Source organism: Flavivirga amylovorans, assembly GCF_030540875.1.
GTDB lineage: Bacteria > Bacteroidota > Bacteroidia > Flavobacteriales > Flavobacteriaceae > Flavivirga > Flavivirga amylovorans.
Window position 1 is genome coordinate 546057 of sequence record NZ_JAUOEM010000003.1, and the last position, 19387, is coordinate 565443.

Annotated in this window: 20 protein-coding genes; 14 read left to right on the forward strand and 6 right to left on the reverse strand. The window is 28.9% G+C overall.

Going from position 1 to position 19387, the window contains the following annotated elements:
• Positions 1 to 65: 65 nt before the first annotated feature.
• The 10 genes from Q4Q39_RS10830 (at position 66) to Q4Q39_RS10875 (ending at position 10100) form a co-directional block, all read left to right on the forward strand.
• Positions 66 to 674: a sugar transferase gene (locus Q4Q39_RS10830; RefSeq protein WP_303282484.1), complete on the forward strand. Its 609-nt coding sequence runs from the start codon at positions 66 to 68 to the stop codon at positions 672 to 674.
• Positions 658 to 1257: a formyltransferase family protein gene (locus Q4Q39_RS10835; protein ID WP_303282485.1), complete on the forward strand. Its 600-nt coding sequence runs from the start codon at positions 658 to 660 to the stop codon at positions 1255 to 1257. Before Q4Q39_RS10830 ends, Q4Q39_RS10835 begins: the two co-directional genes overlap by 17 nt.
• Before the next feature lie 45 nt (positions 1258 to 1302).
• Positions 1303 to 2400, forward strand: coding sequence for a GNAT family N-acetyltransferase (locus Q4Q39_RS10840; RefSeq protein ID WP_303282486.1), 1098 nt, complete (start codon positions 1303 to 1305; stop codon positions 2398 to 2400).
• A 23-nt stretch (positions 2401 to 2423) separates the two neighbouring features.
• Positions 2424 to 3920 carry an AMP-binding protein gene (locus tag Q4Q39_RS10845; RefSeq protein ID WP_303282487.1) on the forward strand — a complete coding sequence of 499 codons (1497 nt, stop codon included), beginning with the start codon at positions 2424 to 2426 and terminating at the stop codon, positions 3918 to 3920.
• A gap of 4 nt (positions 3921 to 3924) precedes the next feature.
• Positions 3925 to 4173 (forward strand): acyl carrier protein, encoded by a 249-nt coding sequence (locus Q4Q39_RS10850; protein WP_303282488.1) that lies wholly within the window; start codon positions 3925 to 3927, stop codon positions 4171 to 4173.
• A 44-nt stretch (positions 4174 to 4217) separates the two neighbouring features.
• Positions 4218 to 4886 carry an acetyltransferase gene (locus Q4Q39_RS10855; RefSeq protein ID WP_303282490.1) on the forward strand — a complete coding sequence of 223 codons (669 nt, stop codon included), beginning with the start codon at positions 4218 to 4220 and terminating at the stop codon, positions 4884 to 4886.
• Positions 4887 to 4918: 32 nt separating this feature from the next.
• Positions 4919 to 5527, forward strand: coding sequence for a sugar transferase (locus Q4Q39_RS10860; RefSeq protein ID WP_303282492.1), 609 nt, complete (start codon positions 4919 to 4921; stop codon positions 5525 to 5527).
• 22 nt (positions 5528 to 5549) lie between these two features.
• Complete coding sequence (locus Q4Q39_RS10865) at positions 5550 to 6173, forward strand: acetyltransferase (RefSeq protein ID WP_303282493.1); 624 nt, start codon at positions 5550 to 5552, stop codon at positions 6171 to 6173.
• Positions 6174 to 6182: 9 nt separating this feature from the next.
• The gene (locus Q4Q39_RS10870) at positions 6183 to 8846 is read left to right on the forward strand and encodes a GNAT family N-acetyltransferase (RefSeq protein WP_303282495.1); all 2664 of its coding nucleotides are present in this window, start codon (positions 6183 to 6185) and stop codon (positions 8844 to 8846) included.
• A 201-nt stretch (positions 8847 to 9047) separates the two neighbouring features.
• Positions 9048 to 10100: a peptidoglycan bridge formation glycyltransferase FemA/FemB family protein gene (locus Q4Q39_RS10875; protein WP_303282496.1), complete on the forward strand. Its 1053-nt coding sequence runs from the start codon at positions 9048 to 9050 to the stop codon at positions 10098 to 10100.
• A gap of 7 nt (positions 10101 to 10107) precedes the next feature.
• On the opposite strand, the gene Q4Q39_RS10880 is transcribed toward Q4Q39_RS10875, so the two are convergent.
• Positions 10108 to 11064 (reverse strand): hypothetical protein, encoded by a 957-nt coding sequence (locus tag Q4Q39_RS10880; protein WP_303282498.1) that lies wholly within the window; start codon positions 11062 to 11064, stop codon positions 10108 to 10110.
• Positions 11065 to 11069: 5 nt separating this feature from the next.
• Entirely contained in the window at positions 11070 to 12521 is a 1452-nt protein-coding gene (locus Q4Q39_RS10885; RefSeq protein WP_303282499.1) for an MBOAT family O-acyltransferase, read from the reverse strand.
• 271 nt (positions 12522 to 12792) lie between these two features.
• On the opposite strand from Q4Q39_RS10885, the gene Q4Q39_RS10890 reads away from it, so the two are divergent.
• Positions 12793 to 13635: a cupin-like domain-containing protein gene (locus tag Q4Q39_RS10890; RefSeq protein WP_303282500.1), complete on the forward strand. Its 843-nt coding sequence runs from the start codon at positions 12793 to 12795 to the stop codon at positions 13633 to 13635.
• 74 nt (positions 13636 to 13709) lie between these two features.
• Here Q4Q39_RS10890 and Q4Q39_RS10895 read toward each other — a convergent pair whose 3' ends face one another.
• Positions 13710 to 14189, reverse strand: coding sequence for an Lrp/AsnC family transcriptional regulator (locus tag Q4Q39_RS10895; protein ID WP_303282501.1), 480 nt, complete (start codon positions 14187 to 14189; stop codon positions 13710 to 13712).
• A 70-nt stretch (positions 14190 to 14259) separates the two neighbouring features.
• Complete coding sequence (locus tag Q4Q39_RS10900) at positions 14260 to 15417, reverse strand: M14 family metallopeptidase (protein ID WP_303282502.1); 1158 nt, start codon at positions 15415 to 15417, stop codon at positions 14260 to 14262.
• Between the two features lie 288 nt (positions 15418 to 15705).
• Between Q4Q39_RS10900 and Q4Q39_RS10905 the strand changes: the two genes are divergently transcribed.
• Both Q4Q39_RS10905 and Q4Q39_RS10910 read left to right on the forward strand, forming a co-directional pair.
• Positions 15706 to 16086, forward strand: coding sequence for a helix-turn-helix domain-containing protein (locus Q4Q39_RS10905; RefSeq protein ID WP_303282503.1), 381 nt, complete (start codon positions 15706 to 15708; stop codon positions 16084 to 16086).
• 37 nt (positions 16087 to 16123) lie between these two features.
• On the forward strand, positions 16124 to 16492 hold the full coding sequence (locus tag Q4Q39_RS10910; RefSeq protein ID WP_303282504.1) for a DNA topoisomerase IV: 369 nt from the start codon (positions 16124 to 16126) through the stop codon (positions 16490 to 16492).
• Between the two features lie 3 nt (positions 16493 to 16495).
• Here Q4Q39_RS10910 and Q4Q39_RS10915 read toward each other — a convergent pair whose 3' ends face one another.
• Together Q4Q39_RS10915 and Q4Q39_RS10920 are read right to left on the reverse strand one after the other, a co-directional pair.
• Complete coding sequence (locus tag Q4Q39_RS10915) at positions 16496 to 16999, reverse strand: hydrolase (RefSeq protein WP_303282506.1); 504 nt, start codon at positions 16997 to 16999, stop codon at positions 16496 to 16498.
• Between the two features lie 10 nt (positions 17000 to 17009).
• A complete protein-coding gene (locus tag Q4Q39_RS10920; RefSeq protein WP_303282508.1) occupies positions 17010 to 17771 on the reverse strand; it encodes an MBL fold metallo-hydrolase in 762 nt (253 codons plus the stop codon).
• Between the two features lie 93 nt (positions 17772 to 17864).
• Here Q4Q39_RS10920 and Q4Q39_RS10925 point away from each other — a divergent pair, with 93 nt between their 5' ends.
• Entirely contained in the window at positions 17865 to 19325 is a 1461-nt protein-coding gene (locus Q4Q39_RS10925) for a TonB-dependent receptor (protein ID WP_303282509.1), read from the forward strand.
• The last annotated feature ends 62 nt before the right edge of the window (positions 19326 to 19387 follow it).

Genomic DNA, 19387 nt, shown 5'->3' on the forward strand with positions numbered 1-19387 from the left:
ATATATAATTATATATTTGGTTCTAAATTAATAGCAACGAATAGAGTATAATTAAACCATATAGTTTGTATAAAATTATCTTTAAAAGATTATTCGACTTTTTTTTTGCCATTTTCGGGATAATTCTATTTTCGCCATTACTAATAACGATTACTTTTTTTTTGTTTGTATCTAATAACGGAAGTGTCTTTTTTCTACAAAAAAGACCAGGGAAAAATGAAAAAATTTTCCGTATTATTAAATATAAAACCATGAATGATAAAAAAAATGAAAATGGACACCTATTGCCAGATTGTGATAGACTAACCAAATTCGGTAATATTCTAAGAAAAACATCTTTAGATGAACTTCCGCAACTCATAAATGTTTTAATAGGCAATATGAGTTTTATTGGCCCTAGACCTTTGTTAATACGCTATTTACCTTATTATACTAAATTTGAAAAAAAGAGACATAGTGTAAGACCTGGTATTACAGGTTTAGCGCAAATATCAGGCAGAAACTTATTAGATTGGGATAGTAGGCTAAAAAAAGATATAGAATATGTTGAAAACTTAAGTTTTTTACTTGACTTAAATATATTTCTTAAAACTATAAAGAAAGTAATAACATCAAAAGATGTTGTCGCCATTCCAAATTCAGTTATAGAAGATTTAGATGCAAACAGAAAATAATATTAATTGGGCTATTTTAGTTACTGGTTGGGGTAGAAATGCCAGAGATACAATTGAAGCTTTTCATAAAGGAAAATTAAAAAAATCTTCTATAAAATTAGTTGTTTATGAAGAAGAACCATGCGGTGCAAAAGAGCTAGCTGAAAAATATGGCATTGAAACTCTAAAACTAGTAAAGTCAAACTTTTCAAGCTTAATAAGCTACCAAAAAGTACTAATTGAAGAAATGCAGAAAAGGGATATTGACTATATATTCATGTTAAATTACAAATACTACATAAAGAAGGAAATGTTATTAGCTTTTCCTAATAGAATTATTAATATTCATCCGTCATTATTCCCTAGTTTTTTAGCAACAAAAACAGCAATACAAGATGCGATAGATTATGGTGTAAAAGTAACAGGTATTACAACTCATATAATTGATCATAATATTGATCAAGGAATTATACTTTGCCAAAAAGCTATCAAAGTTAAAAATAAAGATGTATTTAATTCACTTTACAAAAAATTCGCCAAAGAAGGGATAAAAATAATAAAAAAGACAATACGTAAAATTGAAAAAGAACATTTTAAAAATTAAAAATATAACAGTTTTTAGCGCAACTATTTTTAATATGATAATTTGATGAACAAAAAAATAACGGTCGAAGGTTTAACTAAAAAAATGCTACAAGTTGCCATCGATCATAATACATATTGGAGGAATGGTCTTGCTCCTTTACCAAAGAGTAAAGCAATTTGGTTATTGAATAATCCACGAATTGAAGATAATGATTATTGTTGTTTAATTGCTCAGGAAGGCGAAAAAATTATTTCTTTCATTTACATGATACCTGATTTTTTGAATACAAGAAATAGCTTGCCTAGAAAAGTCTATTGGATGATTTTATGGTGGGTACACCCAAAGTATGAAAAAACAGTTCTTGGTACTTATGCTTTTTCTGAAGCATTAAAATTAGCTGATAATAAAATAATAATAAAATCGTATGCAGAACATGTTTCTGATTTTTATGAAAAACAACCTTTTACTGTAATAGCTTCAAGATTAAGGTATACCATATTTTTAAGTGTAGACCCTTCTATGCTAGTTGGAAGATTTAAATTTTTAAAGCCGTTTAGATACTTTCTTGATAGATTTGATTACATCGTAGCCACAATTATAAATAAAATTAATCATAATAAGCTGAAGAAAAACGCTAAAGACCTTATATACGATTATATAAACGAATTAGATGAAGATATATGGGATTTTATTGAGCCTTTATGCAAAAACGATTTAATTTTCAAATCGAAAGAATATATAAATTGGCAAATAGATAATAAACAGTATACCCAATTTGTTGTACCGGGAAAACAACAATATAAATCTTTAGAAACAGGTATTAGTAACAATATATACGGACACAGTTTAAAAATTATTAAAGGCAAAGAAATCATAGGTTTTTTATCTTATATAATAAATTATAATGAATTTAATGTAAAATATTTTATAGTTGAAAAAGAAAAAAATTACGATTTATGTATAGATGCATTAATCCATAATTTTATTAAAAAGAAAACTAAATTTATATTTACAGATGATGCCAAACTAGCAGAAAATATAAGAAAACGTTTTTTTACCGTTTTTACCCATAAAGCTGTAAAAAAGGGATTAGCACATAATAGTTTAGAATTAAATCTTGAAAAAATAAATCTTTTAAATAGAGATGGTCATTTTTACTAATGATAATTGTAATGAAATATTAAATGAGATTTATAAAAAACATACAAAATTCAATAAAACACAATAGTAGCCGCAATGTGCTTTGTATAAATAATACATATTTCACATATAAAGATTTTGAGATTGAAGTAAAAAAAATCAGATATGCCATTGTTAACACTATTGAAACTTCAGAAAAACTAATTGGTTTAGTAACTAACGATGATATACAAACGTATGCAAGTATAATAGCACTTTGGTTAGAAGGAAAGGCATATGTTCCAGTAAACCCAGATACTCCTCTAGACAGAAATTATTATATTTTTGAGTTAACAAAAACCAAGTATGTAATTGATTCTACTAAAGAATCAATTTATAAAGATTATAAAGTCATTAATTCTAGTACATTACAAGATCTTTATCAAGACCTAAATCCAAAAGATTTTTCTGGAGATAATTTAGCTTATATTTTATTTACCTCTGGTACAACTGGTGTTCCTAAAGGAGTACCTATCACATTTAATAATGTCGAAGCACTTGTAGATGCTATAGATGCCGAACCAGAATTTAATCTAAATAATGAAGACAGATGCCTTCAAATGTTTGAGTTAACGTTTGATTTTTCTATTGTCACCTATTTATTCCCTTTATTGGCAGGTTCCTGTATGTACACCATACCTAAGGGAACAATGAAATATTTTTATATTTTCAAACTCATCAAAGAAAAAAAGCTCACAGTGCTTACTATGGTTCCTTCCATAATAAACTATTTGCGTCCTTATTTTCCCGAAATTAATGAACCATCTGTAAGATATTGTAGCTTCGGAGGAGGTGCATTGCATAGTGATATAGCAAAAGAATGGAGTGATTGCCTTCCAAATTGTAAAATATTTAATTATTATGGACCAACAGAGTTCACAGTTTATAGTGGTTTTTACCCATACCAAAAAGAAACACATACAAAGGCTTATAATGGAATAATTGCAATTGGAACACCTCAAAAACACACATTATATCTTATAGTTAACGAAAATAATGAAGAAGTGCCTATTGGAGAAACTGGAGAACTTTGTTTAGGCGGTCCACAAATAACACCAGGTTATTGGGAAAATGAAGAAAGAAATAAGCAAAGCTTTTTTATTAGAAACGAGAATGGAAAAAAGATAAGGTATTATAAAACGGGAGATTTATGCATAAAAGATAAAGACAATGATTTTCTTTATGTAGGTAGAGCCGATTTCCAAGTAAAAATAAGAGGCTATCGTGTAGAACTATCAGAAATTGAGTTTCATGCTAAAACCAAATCAGAAAAAAAGATTAACATGGTAGCGCTAGATATATATAATGAACTTGGGAACGCTGAATTAGGACTTGCAATCGAATCTGACACTTTTGATACTAGTGACATCTTTGAATATATGAAAACTAAAATGCCAAGTTATATGATTCCGATGCACGTTAGGTTCATTAAAGAGTTTCCACACAGCATAAATGGCAAAATTGATAGAAAAGAATTAAAAAAACATTTCGATATAAATTAAGATTATGAGTAGAAAAGACATTTTAACAAAGGTAAATAAGGTATTTTCAAGTGTTTTAGAACATAATAATTTTGAGCTTACGAATACGACAACTGCAGATGATGTTGATGGATGGGAGTCAATAACTCACATGATGATTATTACTGAAATTGAAAAAGCATTTAGTATCAAATTCAAATTGATGGATTTAATGAATATGAATAGTGTTGGGGACTTATTAAATACCATAGAATCAGAATTGTTAATAAATTAGTAACTTCATCATTCTTATAAACACGAATCCCAAATATTATAAAAGTGAAAAAGATAGTTATTATTGGTGCCTCTGGTCATGCAAAAGTTATAATTGACATTATTGAAAAGCGAAATGAATATCAAATAATTGGACTCATTGATTCTTATAAAGAACCTAGTCAAAAAATAATGGGCTATCCCATTTTAGGAAAAGAAAGTTTAATTCCAGAATTAATGGAAAAACAGAACGTTATTGGTGGAATTATGGCTATTGGTGATAATTGGTCAAGAAAGAAAGTTAGGGATGTTATAAAAAATCTGGCACCTAAATTTAAGTTTTTACCAGCAATACATCCAAATGCTATTTTATGTAATAATTTAAAAATAGAACCTGGTGTAGTTATAATGGCTGGAGTCATTGTTAACGCAGCGTCTACAATAAAAGAGTTTTGTATTTTAAATACTAATTCATCTTTAGGACACGATAGCGTCATGCACCATTTTTCTAGTTTAGCTCCTAGCTCAGCTATTGGTGGACATGTTAGTATAGGAGCGTTTTCTGCTGTATCAATGGGAACTACAATCATCCAAAACATTACGATAGGGATACACACTATTATAGGTGCTGGTTCATTGGTCTTAAAGGATATAGGAAATAATATTATTGCATATGGCGTACCAGTAAAAGAAATTAAGAAAAGAGAGATAGGAGAACCATATTTAGCAAAATAGTATGTTACTCTAACAAATAACAATAGCATTTAATGTATTCATTATTCTTTAAACATTTTTTAGATTTTTTAATTTCGGTTATAGGCTTAATAGCTTTATCACCACTGATTTTGATCTTAATAATAATATTGCTTTTTACCAATAAAGGCAAACCTTTTTTCTTGCAGTCAAGACCAGGTAAACATGGAAAGCTTTTTAAAATTATTAAGTTTAAAACAATGACCGACTTAAACTCGAATGCTAAAAATGAAGTGCATAGTCTAAATCGTGTTACAAAGGCTGGGGCTTTTATAAGAAAATATTCATTGGATGAAACCTTGCAACTTGTAAACGTTCTAAAAGGAGACATGAGCATAATTGGCCCCAGACCTCTATTAGTTGAGTATTTGCCATTGTATAATAATATTCAAAAGACAAGACATAATGTAAGACCAGGTATAACAGGTTGGGCACAAATTAAAGGTAGAAATACATTAAGCTGGAATCAAAAGTTTGAATATGACGTATGGTATGTGAAAAATTTGAGTTTAAGTTTAGATATAAAAATCTTTTTTCTAACTATTTTAAAGGTTATAAAAAAAGATGGGGTTAACACTAACGAAAACATGACTATGCCTACATGGAGAGGTAATAGTATATAATAATTTACTAAAAAATTAAATAATGAATAGCAAAGTAAGAATATACGGTGCTGGTGGCCACTCTCAGGTTATAAAAGAGGTTTTAGAGATTAATAATTATACAGTTACAGAAGTTTTTGATGATAAACCAGAAGGCGTTCACCACGCTTCTAAAAATGTCGCTATTGGGGCTAGAGAAAATATAAACACTTTCCCTCATGATGGTGACCCGGTAATTATCGCTGTTGGAATAAATGCTGAGCGAGCAGAAATTGCAGAATTCTTAAACTGTACCTATGAAAAGGCCATTCATCAATCAGCTATTATTTCTAACACATCAAAAATCGGAGATGGCACGGTTGTATTCGCAGGAGCTATTATTCAACCAAATACGACAATTGGAAAACATGTTATTATAAATACAGGAGCAAGTGTTGATCATGATAATATCATTGGCGATTTTGCTCATATTTCTCCTAAAGCTGCTTTGTGCGGCCATGTAGAAGTTGGTGAAGGATCACATGTAGGTGTTGGTGCTGTTGTAATACCAAAAGTAAAAATTGGTAAGTGGTGTACTATTGGAGCTGGAACCGTTGTATTAAAAGATATCCCAGATTACTCAACAGTAGTCGGGAATCCAGGAAAAATAATAAACACAAAAAAATAGAGTTAGGTTTTGGATACGCATAAAAAAACATCGGACATTACATTTATTGGCTCTGGAATTTCGACCTCATTCAGTATTATAAATTTTTTAGATCAGGTTGATAATGAAGCGGTTATTAATAATAGAATATCAATTAACATAATTGAAAAATATTCCGAATTTAATCTAGGTATCCCATATGGTTCTAGATCAGGATTTTCAACCCTTTTAATAACCTCTTTAAGGAATTTTTTAATTGAACCAGAACTTAGCTTGTTTATAAAATGGCTAAATAAAAATAAAACTTGGCTTTTAGATGAATTTGAAAAAGAAGGTGGTATTTTATCCAAAGAATGGCTTTTAAATAATGAAGAAGCTATTAGCAACAATAACTGGGAAGATCTTTTTATTCCAAGACGTTTTTTTGGATGCTATATTAACTTAAGAGTTAATAATAAAATTGAAGAACTTACAGAAAAAGGGGTTATTGATGTTAATTTTATTTCAGGAGAAGTAATAGATATTGAAAAAGGTAAAGACATACATGAAATTTTTCTACAAGATGGCTCTGTAATCAATACTCAAAAAATTGTTTTATCTGTAGGTTCTTTGCCTATAAATTACCTCTGGCAAAATAAACACCTTATTGAAAAGAAAAATTTAATGTTTGTGAATAACCCGTACAAACCTGAACTAGGGGTTGTTCTAGACAAAATAAACAACTTTATTGATAATAGAAACGGACAAACAACAAACATACTTATTGTTGGAGCAAACGCTAGTGCTCTTGAGTTGATATATAAGCTTAATGATTGTTTAAAAAACAAGCGTGATAATACTAATTTTTCTTTCCTTTCTACACAAGGCACAGTTCCAGATGCTTTGGTTAATGAAGAAAAACTAAAAGGATTTATTCCCAATCATTTAAATGAATTAAAAGGAGAAAAAAACATAACAGCAAAATTAATTGCTGAAGCGACATTTAAAGATCTTGATTATGCAGATGAAATTAATTTAGGACCGGCATCTACTGTATATATAATTTCTAAATATTTTGGGGTTTTACTTGAGACCCTTAGTGTTAAAGAACTTGAAATATTTGCTTGTCAATATGGTAATGAAATTGGCAAAAGACAACGTTGTGCTGGTTTACATTATTCAAATGTTATAACAGAACTCGAAAAACAAAATAGATTTGAACATATTTCTGGTCGTTTCAATAACTTAGAATCAGATTCTGAGGAAAATTATAATATGGAGTACTTAGATACTTCCACAAAAAAGAAAAAAGTACATAATAAACATTTTCATATAGTTATAAACTGTGTTGGCAGCAAAAATTTAAGTCATGATGATATACCAATACTTCACCAAAATTTAATTAAAAAAGGGTATTGTACCCCTAATGAATCAAAAATCGGATTTCACATAAACAAGTCATTAGAAGCCAGTAAAGACCTTTATATAATGGGACCAATGCTAGCTGGAAATGTAATTGAAAATAAAGCAGTCTGGCATGTTGAGCATTGTGGAAGAATTATATGGTTATCTAAAGTTTTATCAAAAATCATAGCTGATGATTTATTTCAAAGCAAAAATTATACACCTAAAGAGTACAAATTAAAAGTTAATAGTTTAAATAACGATTTTGAAATAACTAAGTACAAAAAACTATTAAAAGAAAATTGGGACAATAATATTTATTATGCTTACGACCATTTAAAGTATTTTGAAAATGAGACTAATTCTCTGAAATATTTTCTATTTAAAGTTAATGATACCACTCAAATATTAATGCCAATTATATTAAGGCAAATTAAGTTAAATGAAGTTGACTTAAAATATTTTGATGCTATTACACCTTACGGGTATAGTGGCCCATTATATAATAATGAGATGACTGAATTAGATTTAAAAGAATTTTGGAAGGCAGTAGATAATTGGTACAAAGAAAATAACATTATAACTGAGTTTATTAGGTTTAGCCTAAATAAAAATTATTTAGGTTACTCAGGATTATTGATAAATTCTCTTTTAAATGTAAAAGGAGAGCTTCATGATGATTTTGAAAAACAATGGCAATCTTTTTTACCTAAGGTTAGAAATAATTATCGCAAAGCGGTTTCTTATAACTTAAGCGTTAAAATTTTTAATACTGAGGATATCAACGAGGAAATCATTAAGATTTTATTTGAAATTTATACTGAAACAATGATAAGGCATAATGCAAAGACCTTATACTTTTTCTCATTAAATTACTTCAAAAACTTAATATTAAATAATATAAATGAGTTCGCTATAGCATTAACGTATTTAGACGATATTCCCATTTCAACGGAACTCATTATTAAAAACAACAGTACCATATTTGCATTTCTCGGTGGTACTGATGCTAACTATTACAAGTACAGACCTAATGATTTTTTAAGAGTAGAAATTATAAAGTGGTCCATAAAAAATAATTATAAACATTATGTTTTAGGTGGTGGATTGAAAGATAATGACGGTTTATATAAAAGTAAAAAGTCGCTCTTTCCAAAAAACGAAGACGTAACATTTTATACCGGTAGAAAAATAATTAATTATGAAGCATATGATAAACTATGTGAAAATCATTTAGAAGATTATAATACGATTCATAAAGAAGAATTAAAAAATTATTTTTTCCCACTTTATAGGTTCCACAATAGGTAACTTAAATAATAGCCCTATATATAATGACGAAAAGTATTTCCAGTTTTTTTTCAAATATTATGAAAAAACACCATTCCAGATGTTTATTCGGATATGGCTTATATTAAAAATCAAAAATGCCCTATTTAGTTATAGAAAGTAAGAAAAGCAAAAAGTCATATTTGTAAATTATAAAATAATAAATGACTAAGCATATAGAGAATGAGTAATAAAAGTAAGCTTAAAAATAATTTTAAAATAATAGTAGATAAAGCTGAATGGCAACAGACATTAAATGATATTGGCCACTTTGATTTTTATCATACATACGATTACCATTATTTATCAAAAAAAAATGATGAAAAAGCTGTTTTATTCAAATATACTGAAGAAAACTATGTTATCTGTTTTCCATTCTTAATAAGAAAAATTAAAAATTCTGCGTTTTTTGATGCAACTTCTGTTTATGGATATGCAGGGCCTTTACAAAAAAACATAGACGCTAATTTCAATAATCAGCATTTTATAAAGACAATAAATGACTATTTTGTTGAAGAAAATATAATATCTGTATTTTCTAGATTAAATCCATTTATAAAAAATCAAAGTATCGTACTTAACAATATTGGGGAAACAAAAAGTTTAGGAAATATTGTTAATATAGATTTAACAAAAAACTTAGAAAAGCAAAAAGAAAACTTTTCAAAAACCACCGTACGTTATATAAATAAGGGTAAAAAACTATGCGATGTAAGATTAAGTAATTGTCCTTCAGATGTTGATAATTTCATAAACATCTATTATGAAAACATGGAACGGGTTAAAGCAAAAAAAGATTACTACTTCTCCAAAGAATATTTTTTAAAATTTATAAATAGTACCGATTACCAAACCGATATATTTTTTGCAATATATAAAGAAACAAAAGAAATTATTTCAGCTGCTTTAGTAGTAAAAACAAATGACGTTGTTCAATATCATCTTTCAGGCACAAAATCTGACTATTTACATTTATCTCCAATTCGTATGATAATTGATGAAATAAGAATTAGTGCTACGAAAGAAAATAAAACTTTTTTTAACCTTGGAGGAGGATTGGGTAATATGAATGATGGAATCTTTAGATTTAAATCATCATTTTCTAAAGATTTTAAACCTTTTAAAATTTGGAAACATATAGTAAACCTTAATGCATATAATAGGTTGACAGAAGAGCATGTTACTCCCGAATGCGATCCTGATTTTTTTCCATTATACAGATGTAATGAATTATAAAAAACACTTATTCTTCAGAGGCAAGTGTATGATCTGCAATTAATTCAGCTATTAAACTTCTTCCATGGTTATTCCAATGTCTATCATAAATTAGTGTTGTTGGAGATTTTGATTTATTTAATGCTTTGTAAGTGTCTAGATATTTATAATTATTACTTGCCAAATAATCTAAGAAAACCAAGGGCGTTATCTTAGTATCTAAAAGAAATACAAACCGCTCTTTGTCAAAGCCATAATTAGTTACGAGGCTTTTAAAATTTTCAATATAAATAAGATGTTTTACTTCAATATCTTCTTCGGAAATAACTTCTTTTAGAGTACTTGTCCGTTGTTTCCCTATAGACGATAACCGACCAGCTAATTTCCATAACGATTCTAATACACCTATGTTTTGAGCATAAACTAATAATTTTATATTACGAATTTTTTTATATATGGGAGATTCTAAATGCATTCTATCTTGTACAACATGATATTCGCTTCTAGTCAAATCATCTTCAAATTTTAATCCAATCACCACATTGTCTATCAAATCAAATTGATCTTTATAAGCGTAAATCAAATGTAATTGATCTGCTAAATCATAACCTGCATAACCATATTCATAAACTTCTACACCTTCTAGCCTATCCTCTATTTTTTTACCAATTGAGTTAAAGTAATTTTGGTGAAAGCCTTCAATAAAAGAATCACCAACTAGCGCAATTTCTTTTTTTTCTTTAGTAGGTATAAACTCTCTATATGAATTATATCCAGATTTATTTATATGAAATTCAGAAAAGTTTTGTCGTCTATTACCAGTCACAGAATGACCTTCCTGATTTGGCCACCACTTCTCTACTTTATGTTTATCGACAAATCGCGTAGGATTATCTTTAGCTAAATGAAAAACACGAACTATGATTTCTAATGATATTAAAATAAGAATAACATATAAAGCAGTTTTTAGAAATATTTTTTTCATCAGGATTAAAATTGAAAATAAATAAATGATCTATCAATATTGTCATCATAAAACAACAATAATAAAAGTATAACTAAAGTGTAAATAATAAATCTTATAAATTTTGATCTAAACTTAAATGGCTCTCTCTCATCTTTTCTTATTCTGTATTCGTACAATATGAACAAAACAATTAAGATGTAATAGTCGATCATTCTATATCCCATAGGATGACCATAAGGCTCGTAATTAAAACTAAATAACATTTTTTTAATAAACTCAAGTGCCTCTAAAATAGAGTCTGATCTAAAAAAAACCCATGCAAATGTTACTATGCAAAAAGTAAGCAAAACGTCAAAGAGCTCTTTTAAAGTTTTATTTAGGTCGCCATCTCCTATATTAGTATAGGCATACATTTTATTTCGGCCACTTAAAAAAGATGGAACAAACATTAAGGCATGTATTAGTCCCCAAACTATAAATGTCCAATTGGCTCCATGCCAAAACCCACTAACTAAGAAAACAATGGTTATGTTTCTAAGAGAGATCCATTTACTTTTATAAGACCCTCCTAATGGTATGTATACATAGTATTTAAACCATGTTGATAAAGATATATGCCAACGTCTCCAGAATTCGGCCACGTTTCTTGAAAAATATGGAAACCTAAAGTTAGATATTAACTCAATTCCAAAAAGTTTCGCTGTACCAATAGCGATATCAGAATACCCGCTAAAATCACCATATACTTGAAAACTAAATAACGTAACGCCTAAAATAAGAGTAGATGCAGGGTACGTAGTGTAGTTAGCAAAAATATCATCTACTATTGGAGCCAAAGCATCAGCAATAACGACTTTTTTAAATAGCCCCCATAATATTAGTTTTAAGCCGCTTACAGATTGATCATAACTAAATACCCTCTTATTAGTGATTTGAGAAAGCAAATTCGAAGCCCTCTCTATAGGGCCAGCGACTAACTGAGGAAAGAAACTAACAAAAGCAGCAAATGATAAATAATCTTTTGTAGGTTTAAGTTTTTTATAATAGATATCAAAGGAATAGGACATGGTTTGAAACGTATAAAAAGAAATACCTACTGGAAGAATAACTTTTAACGTCCAAGTACTTTCTATATCATACCCAAACATAGAAAACATATCTACCCATGAGTCTACAAAAAAGTTATAATACTTAAAAAAACCTAAAAGACCTACATTAAATACAACACTAGTCCAGAGCCATAGTTTTCTTTTAGACTGTTTAGAATTGGAATCTATCAGTATCCCAACAAAATAGTCTACAGTAGTACTTAAGATTATTAAGGATAAAAACCTCCAATCCCACCACCCATAAAATGCATAGCTAGCTACAAGTAAAAGAATGTTCTGAATTTTAACACTCCTCTTAAAAAGAAACCAATAAAGTACAAAAACTGTAAAAAGAAAAATAAAGAACTCTAAAGAATTAAATACCATGTATTAGCCAATTAAAATATATTGTATAATAGAAATGTTTATAAATATCATACAACCTATCTTGAACTTCAAAATTATTCTTTGAATTACATGATTAATATGTAAGTAACACAAAAACAAGTTTCATAAGCCATTAATTAAGTTGGTATACCGAAATAATTGATCAATTAATCTAATAATATGATATAAATAAAATAGCATTAAATATTTTGATACTTTTATCTAATAGAAATAGTTTTTATAGGCTATTTGAACCCTAAAATTACACAAAATGAATATAGTCTCTAAGATCTTGGATCAAAGTCAACCGATTGAAGAAATAACATCTATAGATGCTGCGTCCTTTAAAAAGGAATATTTTAATAAGAAAAAACCCGTTATTATTAGAGGGATAGCCAAAGAATGGGAAGCAGCAAAAAGATGGAATTTAGATTTTTTTCTGAGCCTTAAAGATGATAAGGATGTATACCTACTATCAGATAATTTTATTCAAGACGATAACAGATATAGAAAGGCTTCGTTTAAAGAATATATAATGCAATTAAAAGAAGCAGAAGCTAGTAATAAAAACTTCAAAGACTATTTAACAACATTAGACATTTTTGAATACTACCCAGAGCTCAAAAATGATATTGATTTCTCTTTTTTTGAAGCACACACAAAAGTAAACGATATAACTGCCTGGATCGGCCCCTCAGGTACTATATCTGGTTTTCATGCAGATACTGCCAATAATGTATATGCTCAAATAAGAGGAAAAAAAATGTTTATAATTTCTTCAACAAAATTTAATAAAACAATGTACCCAAGCAGTAAGCACATCTATGGTGCTGTAGCTAGCGATGTAGATATTAATAATTTTGATAAGGATAAATTCCCTAAGTTTTTGAGTAATGACTTTAAAAGTGTTATTCTAGAACCTGGTGATGTATTATTTGTACCTCAAAATTGGTGGCATTATGTGCAAGCTCTTGATTCTTCAATAAGCATTAGTAATTTTGGTTATACAAAATTTGAAGTGTATAGTTTAAAATTCAAAGAACGAATTATACAGTCTTTGCATAAAAGAGGCTATTACAAAGCTAATAATTGCTTTTGCTGTGAAAAAAGTTAATAACATAAAAAAGCTCTTTTCTATAAAAGAGCTTTTTTATGTTATATTCTCCAAAAATAAAAGAACCAATAATACTACATATTCTTAAATATAGAATGCATTAAACGTTTTTTATCATTAATGCTTTCCTCTAAAGATATCATAGTCTCTGTTCTGTAAACTCCATCTATATCATCTAATAAGAAAATAACTTCTTTAGCGTGCTCAGTACTTTTAGCTCTAATTTTACAGAAAATATTGAATTTTCCAGTAGTTATATGTGCTACAGTAACATAAGGAATTTCATTGATGCGCTCTAAAACAAACTTAGTTTGAGACGTATTATTTAAATATACACCCACGTATGCTATAAATGAATAACCAAGCTTTTTGTAATCTAGCATTAATGAAGATCCTTTTATAATTCCAGATTCTTCCATTTTTTTTACTCGTACATGTACAGTACCTGCAGAGATTAATAATTTCTTTGCAATGTCAGTAAATGGTATTCTTGTGTTATCAATTAACATGTCAAGAATTTGATGGTCGATTTCGTCTAATTTTATTTTCCCCATAATTAACTATTCTTAGATAAAAAGCAAAATTAATACATTTTCATTAATAATTATGCATAAATAATATGTTTTATTTCGGTATTAATGCGATTTTCTCATTATTTATTATTACGAAAACGTTTTCGTAATTAATTTTCACCAATTGATTGTTATTGTCTAATACCTCAAAACCATTGGCATTGATTTCTTTATGCCCATGAAAAGCATCTAAATTTTCAATTTTTTCAATTTTAGGAATAAATTCAATTTTATTATCGATTAACTTTTCCTGATATTGAATTGCTATATCATTAATTTCTTCACCCGAATCGCCTGGCACCTTAGCATGTCTTATAATAATATCGAAAAAACGTTTTTCATTTTCGGGAATTTTTAAATAAGGTCTATAATTATCACCTTTTACTGTACTATTAGCAATATAATTTAAAGATGAAATATATGATATGTAAATGAATTCGCGGGTAACTTCACGTTCATAATCGTTTTCATAATGACCAGCTTCAAATAAAATTGTAGGAATATTTTCATTTTGAAATGTATCACCAACACAATTTATATTAAATGCATCATCATACACTCCTATTTGATTTGGAATAACCTCTTGCAAAGCATTATTCATAACAGCAATAACCTCCATAGCTCTCTTCCTGTTTGGTGTAATAGTACAAGCCTTGTCTTGAGCAGGAGCTAAAAACGATACAGTTGCAGATTTATTAACGTTTCCAGCGCTAAAAATAGTTCGTTGCCCATGTAAGTTATAACAGAAATGAGGTTTAAATGATTCAAAAACTTTTCTTAAAACATTACTTTCTGGCTGAGATAAATTTTGAGCATCTCTATTTAAATCAACTTTATTTGCATTTATACGTGTATAAGCAGCTGCACCGTCTGGGTTTAATATAGGTATAATATACAGAGTACAAGCTTCTAAAACACTTTTTAAACCATTATGCTTACCAAAAAAGGTATTTAATAGATCAAATAAAGCCTTAGTAGTGGTCGATTCGTTGCCATGCATTTGTGACCATAATAAAATTCGCTTTTTTCCTTTTCCAACCTTAAGTCCATAAATAGGGTTGTTTAAAACGGATTTACCAATAACATCTATAATAACATGTTCTCTTAAGTTGTTTAAGAGAGGCTCTATATGCTTATTAGTTATATAACGGTGAGATAAACTAGTTTCTTTGTGTTTTAAAAACAGAGATTTTATTTCTTCTACTTGCATGCTATTTTTTTATGTTGACAAAGTTAAACAATTACAAATTCACAAATGTAAACAAGATAAATATCTCAAATGTTTACACGAATAAACAGTATTTTAGCGATTAGTATATAAATGTCAACTAAATATCTATAAACAATGATTGGATGACTTAATTATTTAATAATTAGTTATTTAAAATACTTTACATCAAGTAAATATCTATATATTTTCAAGCTTATTTTCGTGAATAACCTATTGTTTTATATAATTTTGTTACATTTGTAAATAAATAATTTAAATTAGTTTACAATGATAAACATGAATGATTTTGTAAACAGACTGCAGGAGATAATGGATTATTACGGTGAATCTGCGTCCTCTTTTGCGGAAAAAATTGGCGTACAGCGTTCCAGTATTTCTCATATATTGTCTGGCAGAAATAAACCCAGCCTAGACTTTATTCTTAAAATTCTGTCCTCCTATCCTGAGGTTGATTTATATTGGTTGTTTAATGGCAAGGGAAGTTTTCCTTCGAAAGGTAAATTTGAAGAACCCAAACCTATTCTTAAAAAAGAAACAGATCTTTTCTCTATAAATGAAACACCACCGACTAAAACACCTGGTGATAAAGAAATTGAACGCATTGTTATTTTTTATTCCGATGGAAGTTTTAAAAATTTTGAAAATTAGTGCAATTCTTTAGTAAATTTGCACTTAAATTTAATGTATGAGATTTTTATTCCTAATACTTTTATTAAGCCTTGTTAGTTGTTATGAAACAGCTCGTAATTGCAAAGACTATAAGAGTGGTGAGTTTTATAGCGAAGTCATGATTGACGATGAACTCTTTGTTTCCAAATTTAAAAGAACAGAAGACTTACAGGTTGAAGTTTACAACAACAAAATAGATTCGTCTAAGTTGCGTTGGATTAATGATTGTGAAGTTGTTTTTAAAACAATCAAACCAAAAAATATGGCGGAACAGAAAGATATTCATTTAAAAATATTAACGACAACTGACTCTTCATATACATACGAATACTCATACGTAGGTGAAACAAAAAAGCAAAAGGGAATCGCTTACAAGGTTAAGTAAGCACTATCTATCAAACGGATATAAAAAATATTCGACAAGGTTGAATTTAAGTTGTTTGCCTTCGGTTATTTCATAAGTTAAGAAGATTTCACCCCAATACTCTCCATCTGAAAAATCAGCAATGATCCACTTATGATTTAACATTTTCACTGTATTAATCATCATTTTTCTTCCTTCACTTGCTACATAAGGCACTATTGGATGCTCTCCTTTAACTTCATTTAATTTATAAAGTTCATCTTTTATAAACGGAATTAATTCAGATATGTCATATCCATCATTTTCAAAATAGCTAATAGCATCCTCATTTCTATCTAAATTGAAATGCGAAAGCTTTAAAATGTCATCTTGCAAAACAACTACTGAATCTTTATATTTTTCTAATGTTTTTTTATGACTTATTAGTGTATTATTAATATCTTCAAATATTCGTTTTGAATTTACATATTGAAATAAAACTAATAATGCCGTAAAAACGAACAGGTACATAAAAATTCTTTGTTTCATATTTTTTTATTTAAATTGTTATTTCTAAACCATCATATGCTAAAAAAACATTCTCAGGTAATGTTTTCTGTACCTCCTCGTGAAATCCAAGTAAATGACTAATATGAGTTAAATATGCTTTTTGTGGTTTTACTTTATTAATAAACCGTAAAGCTTCTTCTAAATTAAAATGTGAACGATGTGGATCTATCCTTAAAGCATTAATGACTAATACTTTTACACCAACAATTTTTTTAACTTCATCATCTGCAACAGTTTTCATATCGGTTAAATAAGCAAAATCATTAAACCTATAACCAAAAACCTGCAACTTATCATGAAAACCGTTAACTGGCATTACTTGTATGTTTTTTAATTTGAAAGGCTTATTTTTTACTCGATTTTCAATAACAGTAGGAGCTCCCGGGTATTTGTTTTTAGTAGCAAATATATAATCAAATCGTTTACGCAAAGATTTTAGCACGCGCTTGTGTGCATAAATAGGGATATCTCCTTGTTTAAAATAAAAAGGTCTAATGTCATCTAATCCCAGCACATGATCTGAGTGTTCATGAGTAAAAATAATACCGTCAATTTTATCACATTCTGCTCTTAGCATTTGATACCGGAAATCGGGTCCACAGTCAACTACGTAACGATAACCACCCCAAGTAATCAAAACAGAAACACGTAGTCTTTTGTCTTTAGGATCTGTACTTAAACAAACAGGATGCTTACTTCCAATAATTGGAATGCCTTGCGATGTTCCGGTTCCTAAAAAAGTTATTTTCAACTACGTTAAGTTTTGCACAAAAATAGCGTTATTTTTTTGTTTAGTACACATATTTAATACCTTTGTCGCAGAACAAAACAACTGGTTAATAACATGGAAATAACCATAAAAGGTGATAAAGAATTTAACGATGTTCCTTCATTGAAATCGAAGGCGCTTCGCATTAATTTAAACGAAAATATCTACGGAACATTTGCGGAAATTGGAGCAGGTCAAGAAACTTGCCGACATTTTTTTAGAGCTGGAGGTGCTTCAGGCACCATTGCTAAAGCAATGTCTGCCTACGATAAAGATTTTAGTGATGCTGTTTACGGGACTGAAGATGACGGACGATATGTAACTGAAGCTCGCTTGAGGAAAATGCTTAGCCATGAAATGGATCTCATGGAAACTAGGTTGACAAGAGAAAAACATCCAAATAAAATATTTTTCACCTACGCTAATACTGTTGCTACAATTGACTTTGCTAAGCAATTTAAAGGTCATGGATGGGTCGGTATTAAATATCAAGTTGAAGCCACTGGTGATTATAATGAGATTATTTTACATCTTCGATTTAAAGAAACAGATGCTCGTTTACAACAAGAAACACTGGGAGTACTGGGTACAAACCTAATATATGGTGCGTTTTATAAATATAACGAACCAAAAAAATTATTGCGCTACCTATATGATCATTTAGATAAAGATCAATTAGAAATAGATACTATCAATTTTTCAGGACCTGCTTTTCAAAATATCGATAATCGATTAATGAGTTTGCAACTTGTTAAAAACAATATGACAGATGCTGTTGTATTTGGTCCAGACGGAACTAATGTGCTTCCCGCTAGAGTTTTTTACAAAAAGAACATACTCGCTTTACGAGGTAGTTTTAGACCCGTAACTAAAGTAAATATGGCAATGTATGAAAAATCATACGAAATATTTATTAAGGAAAGTAAAGTTAACCCTAATAAAACGGTAGTCGTTTTTGAAATTACATTATCTAATTTAAGAGCTGAAGGAGAAATAGATGAACAGGATTTTATAGATAGAGCAGATTTATTATGTTCTCTAGGACAATCTGTTATGATTTCTAATTTCCAAGAATACTTTAAGGTTGTAGAATACTTCTCTAATTACACAAAAGCCCGAATGGGACTAGCCATGGGTGTTAGCAATTTAGTTGATATTTTTGACGAAAAATATTATCGTCATATAAGTGGAGGTATTCTTGAAGCATTTGGTAAATTATTTTTCAAAGATTTGAAAGTTTACCTATATCCAATGCTGGATCCTGAAACAGGAGAATTGATTAATAGTGAAAATTTAAAAGTATATCCACGTATGAAAGAACTATACAAATTCTTTAAATACAATGGAAAAGTAATAGATATTGAAGAATACGACAAAAGCATTATGGGTATATTCTCTCGCGAAATTTTACGTATGATTTCTGAAGGTGACCGCGGATGGGAAACTATGGTGCCAGAAGGTACTGCAGACTTAATTAAAGACTATCGTTTATTTGGATACACTAGAAAACCTTTAACCTTATCTAAACGCAAATAAATTATATTGCTTATATAAAAGGGAGTTGAAAAAACAAGCCTTCTTAGAATTTTAAGAAGGCT